This window comes from Planococcus halocryophilus, from assembly GCF_022489025.1.
GTDB classification, from domain to species: Bacteria; Bacillota; Bacilli; order Bacillales_A; family Planococcaceae; genus Planococcus; species Planococcus halocryophilus_A.
The window spans coordinates 257,178-265,686 of record NZ_JAKVTG010000004.1 but is presented as its reverse complement, the minus strand read 5'-3'; the positions used below and the strand labels follow the sequence as shown (position 1 = coordinate 265,686).

The following is an 8,509-nucleotide window of genomic DNA, read 5'->3' as shown; positions in this document are numbered from 1 at the left end:
AAAGAAGGCTATTCTTATAAGTTACTTCAGAAAAGTGCTTGATTTATTTCGTATAACTGGTCACAAAAGAAGAACGCGGGAAAATATTTGGTTGCTTATCGATACCTTCTTCAGTACCGCGTTTTGCATGTGCTTGACCGTATGCTTGAGACTGTTGCCAATCTATGAACGATTGTTTGTCTTCCCATAAAGTAAGGATGACGTAAACATCCGAATCGAGTGGGCGCAATACACGAATTGCTGCGAACCCTGGTTCTTTTTCCACCATGCCTGCTCTGTTTTGAAACCGCGATTCAAAAAGCTCACGACCTTCGTCTGCTACCGGAATATTGTTAAATACCGCGTAATGTCCATCAGCAAAATCACCAACAGTATTTAATACTTCATACGCTTCAGACGCTTTTAAGCCTGGGCCCCCGTCTGTTTCGTAGAGCAACACGGTTTCGTCATCGTTTTTCAAGTAAGTGAATTGAGCATTCGACAAACTTTCTAATAAGGCTTCAGCTTGATCTTGTGGACCTGTCCATTTATACAATTGCATTGTCAGCACCTCTTCCTGATAACTCGTTTCTTTTATCTTATCGTTTTTAGAGAGAAGATTCTAATTTGGAGGACATGTGTTATAGAAAAGAATAAAAAAGTCGATCTGGATTTCCCAGACCGACTTTTAAAGATTTCAGTTGTGCAATAAAGTACGCTTATGCTTTTCTTATTGTCTAGCTCTAGCGGCCAGATTCTAGGGTCGTAAGCCACTCTAACTGTGCGGTAGAAAAACGCCACTTCGTCAGAGCGGCTTACGCCCGTCGAATCTACACGGCCGCTTCCGCTTTTTTATTTAATCCACCCGAGTATCATTTCACGCATTAATTTGCTTGCTGTGTTCGCTGTTTGGTCAGAATGGTCGTAAACTGGTGCTAGTTCTACAAGATCAAAACCAACTACGTTAACGCCTGATGCTGCGATGGCATGGATTGATGCAAGCAACTCACGAGACGTGATACCGCCTGCGTCAACTGTTCCAGTGCCTGGTGCGTGTGCAGGGTCTAATACGTCCATATCAATCGTAATGTAAACGCTTCGACCTTCAAGCGTTGGCAAAACTTCTTTTAAAGGCTCAAGCACTTCAAATTTCGAAAGGTGCATGCCGTTTTCTTTTGCCCAGTCGAATTCTTCTTTCATCCCTGAACGAATACCAAATGAATAGACGTTTTTCGGTCCGATGTGATCTGCGATTTTGCGAATTGGTGTCGAATGTGAGTATTCTTCGCCTTCGTAGTTTTCGCGAAGATCTGTGTGTGCATCAAAGTGAATGATTGCCAAATCGTCGTATTTGCTAGCGACTGCTTTCATTACTGGTAGTGACACTAAATGCTCGCCGCCCATACCCATTGGAATTTTTTCGTCCGCTAAAAGTGTGTGTACATACGTTTCGATTTCCGCTAAGCTTTTTTCCGGATTGCCGAATGGCAATGGAATGTCACCTGCATCAAAAAACTTAACGTCCCCTAGTTCGCGGTCAAGGTACGGGCTATATTCTTCTAGTCCAATTGAAACTTCGCGAATTTTGTTCGGGCCAAAACGAGAACCTGGACGGTAACTTACTGTCCAATCCATCGGCATGCCATAAAGAACCGCTTTTGATTCTTCGTAATTCGGATGACTTTTGATAAATACTTTTCCTGAATACGTTTCGTCAAATCTCATGTTTTATTCTCCTGTCAAATCTTTCACGAATTTCGGTAAAACAAACGCAGCGTTGTGTAACTCTGGCGTGTAGTATTTCGTGTCGATTTCATGGAAACGTTCTGCTGGTACTTCTAGTGGGTTGTACTTTTTCGAACCAATCGTGAACGCCCACAAACCACTAGGGTATGTTGGAATATTCGCCAAATACAAGTTTGTGATTGGGAAAATTTCTTTTACATCACTTTGAACTTGTTTGATCAAATCTGCTTTAAACCATGGGTTGTCAGATTGCGCTACGAAAATGCCGTCTTCTTTTAATGCTTTTGAAATCCCTGCATAAAAGCCTTTAGAGAACAAGTTTACAGCTGGTCCAACGGGTTCAGTTGAATCTACCATAATCACATCAAACTCGTTATCTGATTCTGCGATGTGCATGAACCCGTCTCCAACGATAACTTCCACACGTGAATCTTCTAAGCCTGACGCAATGCTAGGTAAGAATTTTTTCGAGTACTCGATTACTTTTCCATCGATGTCGACAAGTGTCGCTTTTTTAACAGACGGGTGCTTTAAAATCTCACGGATTACGCCACCATCACCGCCACCAACTACTAATACGTTTTCTGGGTTTGGGTGTGTAAACAATGGAACGTGTGCGACCATTTCGTGATAAACAAATTCGTCTTTTTCAGAAGTCATGACCATGCCATCTAAAAACAACATATTGCCCCATTCAGCTGTTTCTGCCATTTCAAGAAATTGAAATTCTGTTTGTTCTGTATGAAGGGTTTTATTGATTTTCATCGTAATCCCAAAGTTTTCTGTTTGCTTTTCTGTATACCAAAATCCTGCCATCTATAATCAAACTCCTTTTCATTCTGAATAAAATCCACTTAAAAAAGTATAAGTGTTTTCAAAAAAAGTGCAATATTTATTTCATACTCCTCTTTACCCGCTCAACACCGCACTACACTAAAAATAAAAAGGTTTTCTGCACAGGGAATCTTTTCCCTTCACAGAAAACCTTTTTAAATCCTGATGGTGCGGAGAAAGAGACATGAGGCATTGGGCTTGGGTTTTATCGCAATGGCTCACGGCACTTGCTCGCTATCAGGTGTCCTAGCTTTCTATTGAAAAGCTGTAGTTCTAGTGTACTGCCTTTTATAGACAACTTCAACTATCCGGTAGACGCAATTTGAAATGTCACATTCTGTTCAAAAAGCATTTTTTTATTACATAAACACGTTTTTTTATTATCTACCTAAATCTTGGTGAAGTTGCTCTGAGCTGTTGTTCCACATTTCTGCGTTATGCGATTCCAAATAGTCAGCCAGTATGCGTTTTGATGGCTCATCCATTTGTTCCACAAGAATTTTTCGTTTCATTGACTTGTCCATGCGGTTAACATGGTCAGCCAAAATCTTGTAGCCTCTTCGTTTTTCACGTTTAACCACCATTTCACACGCTGCAACTCCAGCGTAATAAGGTCCTATTGGATTAAAATCGATGGTGATCCACACAAGCCAATAATCTTTGCCACCTGCCGAATCTTCTCGGTTAGTTGTAAATTTAATGCCTCGCTCTACTTCACTGCGGGCATGCATTGCGCCGATATCGATAAAAGCTTCTTGCTCTTCTACGTCTATAAATAAGGGAGAAACGTTTTCTAAGGATAGAGAACCGATGCCGTACCCTTTATGACCACCCGTCGGATCATTTTTTATAATGGTAAATCCTACTTTTTGTTTTGGTTTTTCTTCATTCGCCATTGTCTGAATCCTCCGTTCTGCTATGATGATAGTATTCTTAAGAAAAAGGAGCTGCATCCATTATGCCATACGTCACTGTAAAAATGCTCGAAGGGCGCACAGAAGATCAAAAACGCGCGCTAGTCGAAAAAGTATCTGAAGCTGTTTCTGAAACAACTGGTGCACCTATCGAAAACGTCACTGTCTTTATCGAAGACATGAAAAAAAGCGATTACGGCACAAAAGGCAAACTCTTTAGCGATCAATAAAGAAAAGTGAAAGTGCCTGTTCAGCTCCGACAGGCATAAGACAGACCGGCAGTGTGGCGCTCTTTGCCACACAGTTGGGTTGGCTTATGTCCCGAGGAGCTAGGCACTTGCAACTGGATCAAAGAAAAGTGAAAGCAGCCGTGTAGATTCGACGGGCATAAGACACGCTGGCGAAGCGGCGCTTTTCAGCCGCACAGCTAGAGTGGCTTATGACCCTAGAATCTGGCTGCTGGAACTAGACAACTAGAAAAGTGAAAGTGCTGTTCCTCATTCAATATCCGAAAAACTCCCGTTACGGGAGTTTTTTTAAGTCCTTAATTCTTCAATAAAAGCAAAAGCTTCGTCGATTTCTTCTGCAGTAAAGTTCAATTTCCCTTTGACCACATGCAATTTATCGATTTGTTCTTGTTTATTCAACTGATCAAAATAAAGAAGTGTTGCGGTCAATTCCAAAAATCGACCACTTTTAGAATTAAGCTTTTCTGCAGTGAGTGGGTTATCTAAAATAGATTCTCCTAAAACTTTACGGAATTCCTGACCTTCTTCCGTTACGCTATATTTATATTGAACATACGAACCTTTGTCCTCTAATGCCTCCGACAAAAACCCCATGTCGCATAATTCTTCTACACGAGCAGTTAGTTCTTCTGAATACGGTCCATAAATATGAAACTCATACTTTTCCTGGAATGGAATGTCTAGCTTCTTCATGATGTAAATCATTTTCTGTAATTTTTTGCGGCCGGTTACGCCTTCCGCAGTGGCAATAAAGTCCACGATTTTTGCGTGTCCTTGGAGCAACTATACCCCTCCTTCTCGAAGCATTTCCAAAATTTGTTGCTTGATAGCGGTTTTCTTGCCGTCAATTAGTAACTCAGCTGGAAAATACAATTTATAATCCGTTCTGCGTTTACCGGAAATAGCATCTACGATTTGAGACAAACGCGATAATTCTTTAATATCACCGTTTGGCATCAATAAATGAATCGGCAAACGCTCCTCTTCTTCTCCTGGTCGGTAAAAATCATATGGCAAATCAGATGTAGAGTCATCGATCAAATAATATTCTGGGTCAATGCCAGCAGACTGGAACAGTTCGGCCAGTTCTCCAAGCTTTTTATAATCTTTGCCTGGGTCAAAATCGACATACTGGAACAAGCGACGATTCACAAAACGGTCGCAAAGATCCGCTAAAATTGGATCACGTTCAGTCATCCACAATTGGAAATACGTCATTAAAACGCCTTCGTCTAACGCCAAATACTCTTTCAACGTAAAGCTTTGATCAAAAAAAGACAGGAAATGAGTTGGCGGCTGTTCAAACTTATAGCCACTTGCACTCAACTCTTTTGCTCGTTGAAGAATTTTCCGCAAAATAACTTCTGCACTACGGGCAACCGGGTGGAAATACACTTGCCAATACATTTGGTAACGGCTCATGATGTAATCTTCCACTGCATGCATACCGCTCGACTTGATGACGACTTGATCATCTAACGGACGCATCACGCGAAGAATCCGCTCCATATCAAAATGGCCATAAGATACCCCTGTATAATAAGCATCTCGCTGAAGGTAATCCATACGATCCGCATCTATTTGACTGGAAATTAATGAAACGACTTGTTTATTTGAGTACGTTTTTGCAATCACTTCCGCCACTTTTGTCGGAAAATCTGTAGACACTTTTTGAAGGATTTCATTGACCTCTGTCTCTCCTAATAGAATTTTCCGCGTATATTCTTCGTGGTCAAGTGCAAAAACTTTTTCAAATGAATGCGAAAACGGACCATGTCCTAAATCGTGCAAAAGTGCTGCACATAATACAACCAGACGCTCACTTTCATCCCATTCCGGACGCCCATGAAAAATATCATCCGAAATACGGCGTACGATTTCGTACACACCAAGTGAGTGATTAAAACGGCTATGTTCCGCGCCATGGAATACTAAATAAGAGGTGCCCAATTGCTTAATTCTACGCAAACGCTGAACTTCACGCGAATTGATCAAATCCCAAATCACTTGGTCGCGCACATGGATATATCGGTGAACCGGATCTTTAAAGACTTTTTCTTCAGCTAATTTTTGTGTGGCGTAGCTCACTTGCGCACCTCCATTTTTTCATGTACCAGCTATTCTACACTAGGGTCTCTCTTCTATTCAAGGGGACGTTCTAGCATTTTACGGTTGCGTTCAACAACGCGATTCAAATAAAATCCGTATAACTCTGTCTCATCAGGCTGCAATGACATCGGTGCGGGTCCTCCCATTAAATCATGTAGGTCAATTACTACTTCTTGAACCGTAATTTTTCTACCGAGCAACTCACTGAGCGATGCCATCGTTTCAGGTTTTATTTCTGGGTAAGCGAATTTAGTTTCTTCGTCTTGTAGTCCCACATTGTAAAAATCACGAATAATTTCAGCACGTTTTGCACCGCTGCCTTCGACACATAAATACACTTGCACCGCGATTCCGCGACGAATTCGGCGTTGTGAGATGCCAGCGAATTTCTGGCCGTTAATGCTGAGGTCATAAGAACCTGGGCAATACGAACCGACAATTTCATACGCTTCTATAGTAGCTTCCGGGAAAAGTTCACGCACCAAATCGAGCATCAAGTCGTAACCCGCTGAGATATCGATGGCGTTGTCTTTTTCCGATAGCACGAGTGAGATGTTTAAAACGCCGGCATCCAGCACAACTGCCAGTCCTCCTGAATTCCGTACAATCGGCGTAAAGCCATGGTCTTTTAATACATCCATGCCTTTTTCAATATGCGGCAAACGATGATCTTGGATTCCTAACACTACCGTATCGTCGTGCACCCATGTTCGAACGGTTGGCGCGCTCTTTCCTGATCCCACCAATTCGCATAATGTGTCGTCTGCTGCAAATGATTCAAGCGCAGAGCGACTTTTCGCGCTTAGCGACTGATCCCAAAAACGCCAAGCTGTTTCTTCAAAAAATAACGGCATGCCCACTTCTCCTCTTTCTGCAATTCCTTATCTTCAGTTTACCCTTTTCATCATGCGCTGAAAAGCCGTGTGCGCTATGTCGAATTCGTGACAGGCGCTAGTTTTAAAGGAAGTTAGATGCTTGTTGTGCTAAACTGAAAAGTGAGAGATTTATATTAAAAGGAGTGTTTGAATAATGAATGAAGCAGCAATTACATTAGACGGCTGGTACGTTCTCCATGATTTCCGCTCAATGGACTGGGTTTCGTGGAAAATGCTAACGGACGAAGAGCGCCAATTTGCGATCGACGAATTCCAAGCATTTATGGACAAAATCAACCAAGCCGATGAAAATAAAACCGGCGCACATGCATTGTATTCAATTGTTGGCCAAAAAGCCGACGTGATGCTAATGATGTTGCGTGAAACAATGGACGAATTAAACGAACTTGAAACAGAATACAATAAGCTAACATTAATCGCTTATACGGTTCCTACGTACTCATACGTTTCAGTTGTTGAACTTTCTAACTACCTTGCTGGAAAATCTGATGAAGATCCTTACCAAAACCCGCATATTCGTTCGCGTCTATATCCAGAACTTCAACGTTCGCAGTATATTTGCTTCTATCCAATGGACAAACGTCGCGATGGCGATGATAACTGGTACATGCTACCAATGGATACGCGCAAAGAGTTGATGCTATCTCACGGTAAAATTGGCCGCGGTTATGCTGGCAAAGTAAAACAGATCATTTCTGGATCTGTCGGCTTTGATGACTACGAATGGGGCGTTACATTGTTCGCAGATGACGTTCTTCAATTTAAAAAATTGATTTACGAAATGCGTTTTGATGAAGTTAGCGCGCGTTACGCAGAATTCGGTTCATTCTATGTAGGTACACGCCTAGATGCTGAACGAACTGCTAAATTTTTAAAAGTTTAATTGAGTAAAGTCGCCTTCTGGGCGGCTTTTTTATTTGATTTGTGTGTGTCTGCAGTTCCTTTTTTTGGATATACTGTCGGGATGTAATGAAATACTGTCCGATTTGACCCAAATACTGTCGGAATCACATGGAATACTGTCCAAATCAACACATTTACTGTCCAAATGCTAAAAAAAGGGCAATCCGCGCAAAGCGGATTGCCCTTTTCCATATTACAGTGCTTTCACTGCCGCAACTACGATCATTACCCAAGCAGCGATAAACGCAACGCCGCCAATTGGGGTAATCGCACCAAGAATGCTAATCCCCGTTAAGCTTAGTACATACAAGCTACCTGAGAAAATGATGATTCCGGCAAGCATTAAATAGCCAGCCCAGTTTAATGAACCAAGCGAACCGAGTAGTGATGAGCTCATTAAGATTGCAACGACCATCAATCCAATCGAGTGGAACATTTGATATTGTACAGCGGTTTGCCATGTATCTAAATATTTGTCTGCCACACGACCTTCTAATAGATGCGCTCCGAATGCGCCAAATGCGACAGATAATAGAGCATTAACCGCTCCAGCAATTAAGAAAAACTTCATAGTCGACTTCCTCTTTCCATTTAAAATTCAAACAGCGAATCACCGTTTGCGTCTTCTTCTTTCAGCTTGTTGACGGCAGTTACTGTCTGCGTTTGCGGCTGAGGGGAAGAAAGCGGCACGGCACGTGGTGCTTGGATATCGCTCATTGGTTGATCGTCTTCTAACAACAAATCACACAATGCGCGAATGGCAGCGACCGAGTCACGAGCTTTTGCCACATCACCGCTACGAGCACGAGTTGTATGTTTGTCAATTTCATTTAAAATCCGCATAGTGTCGATGGCCATGTTACAGCCCCCCTCTCCGTTT

11 protein-coding genes are annotated in these 8,509 nt (G+C 42.1%); 2 read left to right on the top strand and 9 right to left on the bottom strand.

Going from position 1 to position 8,509, the window contains the following annotated elements:
* Window positions 1-43: 43 nt before the first annotated feature.
* The 4 genes from MLE13_RS07530 to MLE13_RS07515 form a co-directional block, all read right to left on the bottom strand.
* Complete coding sequence (locus tag MLE13_RS07530) at window positions 44-541, bottom strand: antibiotic biosynthesis monooxygenase family protein (RefSeq protein WP_240749101.1); 498 nt, start codon at window positions 539-541, stop codon at window positions 44-46.
* A gap of 290 nt (window positions 542-831) precedes the next feature.
* The gene (speB, locus tag MLE13_RS07525) at window positions 832-1,704 is read right to left on the bottom strand and encodes an agmatinase (protein WP_240749100.1); all 873 of its coding nucleotides are present in this window, start codon (window positions 1,702-1,704) and stop codon (window positions 832-834) included.
* A 3-nt stretch (window positions 1,705-1,707) separates the two neighbouring features.
* Window positions 1,708-2,541, bottom strand: a complete 834-nt coding sequence (speE, locus tag MLE13_RS07520) for a spermidine synthase (protein WP_240749099.1) — start codon at window positions 2,539-2,541, stop codon at window positions 1,708-1,710.
* 398 nt (window positions 2,542-2,939) lie between these two features.
* Window positions 2,940-3,455, bottom strand: a complete 516-nt coding sequence (locus MLE13_RS07515) for a YwhD family protein (RefSeq protein WP_240749097.1) — start codon at window positions 3,453-3,455, stop codon at window positions 2,940-2,942.
* 62 nt (window positions 3,456-3,517) lie between these two features.
* On the opposite strand from MLE13_RS07515, the gene MLE13_RS07510 reads away from it, so the two are divergent.
* The gene (locus tag MLE13_RS07510) at window positions 3,518-3,703 is read left to right on the top strand and encodes a 2-hydroxymuconate tautomerase (protein ID WP_065525484.1); all 186 of its coding nucleotides are present in this window, start codon (window positions 3,518-3,520) and stop codon (window positions 3,701-3,703) included.
* A 306-nt stretch (window positions 3,704-4,009) separates the two neighbouring features.
* Here MLE13_RS07510 and MLE13_RS07505 read toward each other — a convergent pair whose 3' ends face one another.
* From MLE13_RS07505 to MLE13_RS07495, 3 genes are read right to left on the bottom strand one after another with little or no spacing between them, the layout of a single operon-like run.
* On the bottom strand, window positions 4,010-4,504 hold the full coding sequence (locus MLE13_RS07505; protein WP_240749096.1) for a YwgA family protein: 495 nt from the start codon (window positions 4,502-4,504) through the stop codon (window positions 4,010-4,012).
* Window positions 4,505-5,809, bottom strand: coding sequence for an HD domain-containing protein (locus tag MLE13_RS07500; RefSeq protein ID WP_240749095.1), 1,305 nt, complete (start codon window positions 5,807-5,809; stop codon window positions 4,505-4,507).
* 53 nt (window positions 5,810-5,862) lie between these two features.
* Window positions 5,863-6,684: a lipoate--protein ligase family protein gene (locus MLE13_RS07495; protein ID WP_240749093.1), complete on the bottom strand. Its 822-nt coding sequence runs from the start codon at window positions 6,682-6,684 to the stop codon at window positions 5,863-5,865.
* A 175-nt stretch (window positions 6,685-6,859) separates the two neighbouring features.
* Between MLE13_RS07495 and hemQ the strand changes: the two genes are divergently transcribed.
* Entirely contained in the window at window positions 6,860-7,609 is a 750-nt protein-coding gene (hemQ, locus tag MLE13_RS07490) for a hydrogen peroxide-dependent heme synthase (protein WP_240749092.1), read from the top strand.
* Window positions 7,610-7,822: 213 nt separating this feature from the next.
* Here the strand turns inward: hemQ and MLE13_RS07485 are convergent, their stop codons facing one another.
* Both MLE13_RS07485 and MLE13_RS07480 read right to left on the bottom strand, forming a co-directional pair.
* Entirely contained in the window at window positions 7,823-8,200 is a 378-nt protein-coding gene (locus tag MLE13_RS07485) for a DUF423 domain-containing protein (RefSeq protein WP_240749091.1), read from the bottom strand.
* 20 nt (window positions 8,201-8,220) lie between these two features.
* A complete protein-coding gene (locus tag MLE13_RS07480; protein WP_008496845.1) occupies window positions 8,221-8,487 on the bottom strand; it encodes a YwdI family protein in 267 nt (88 codons plus the stop codon).
* Window positions 8,488-8,509: the final 22 nt, after the last annotated feature.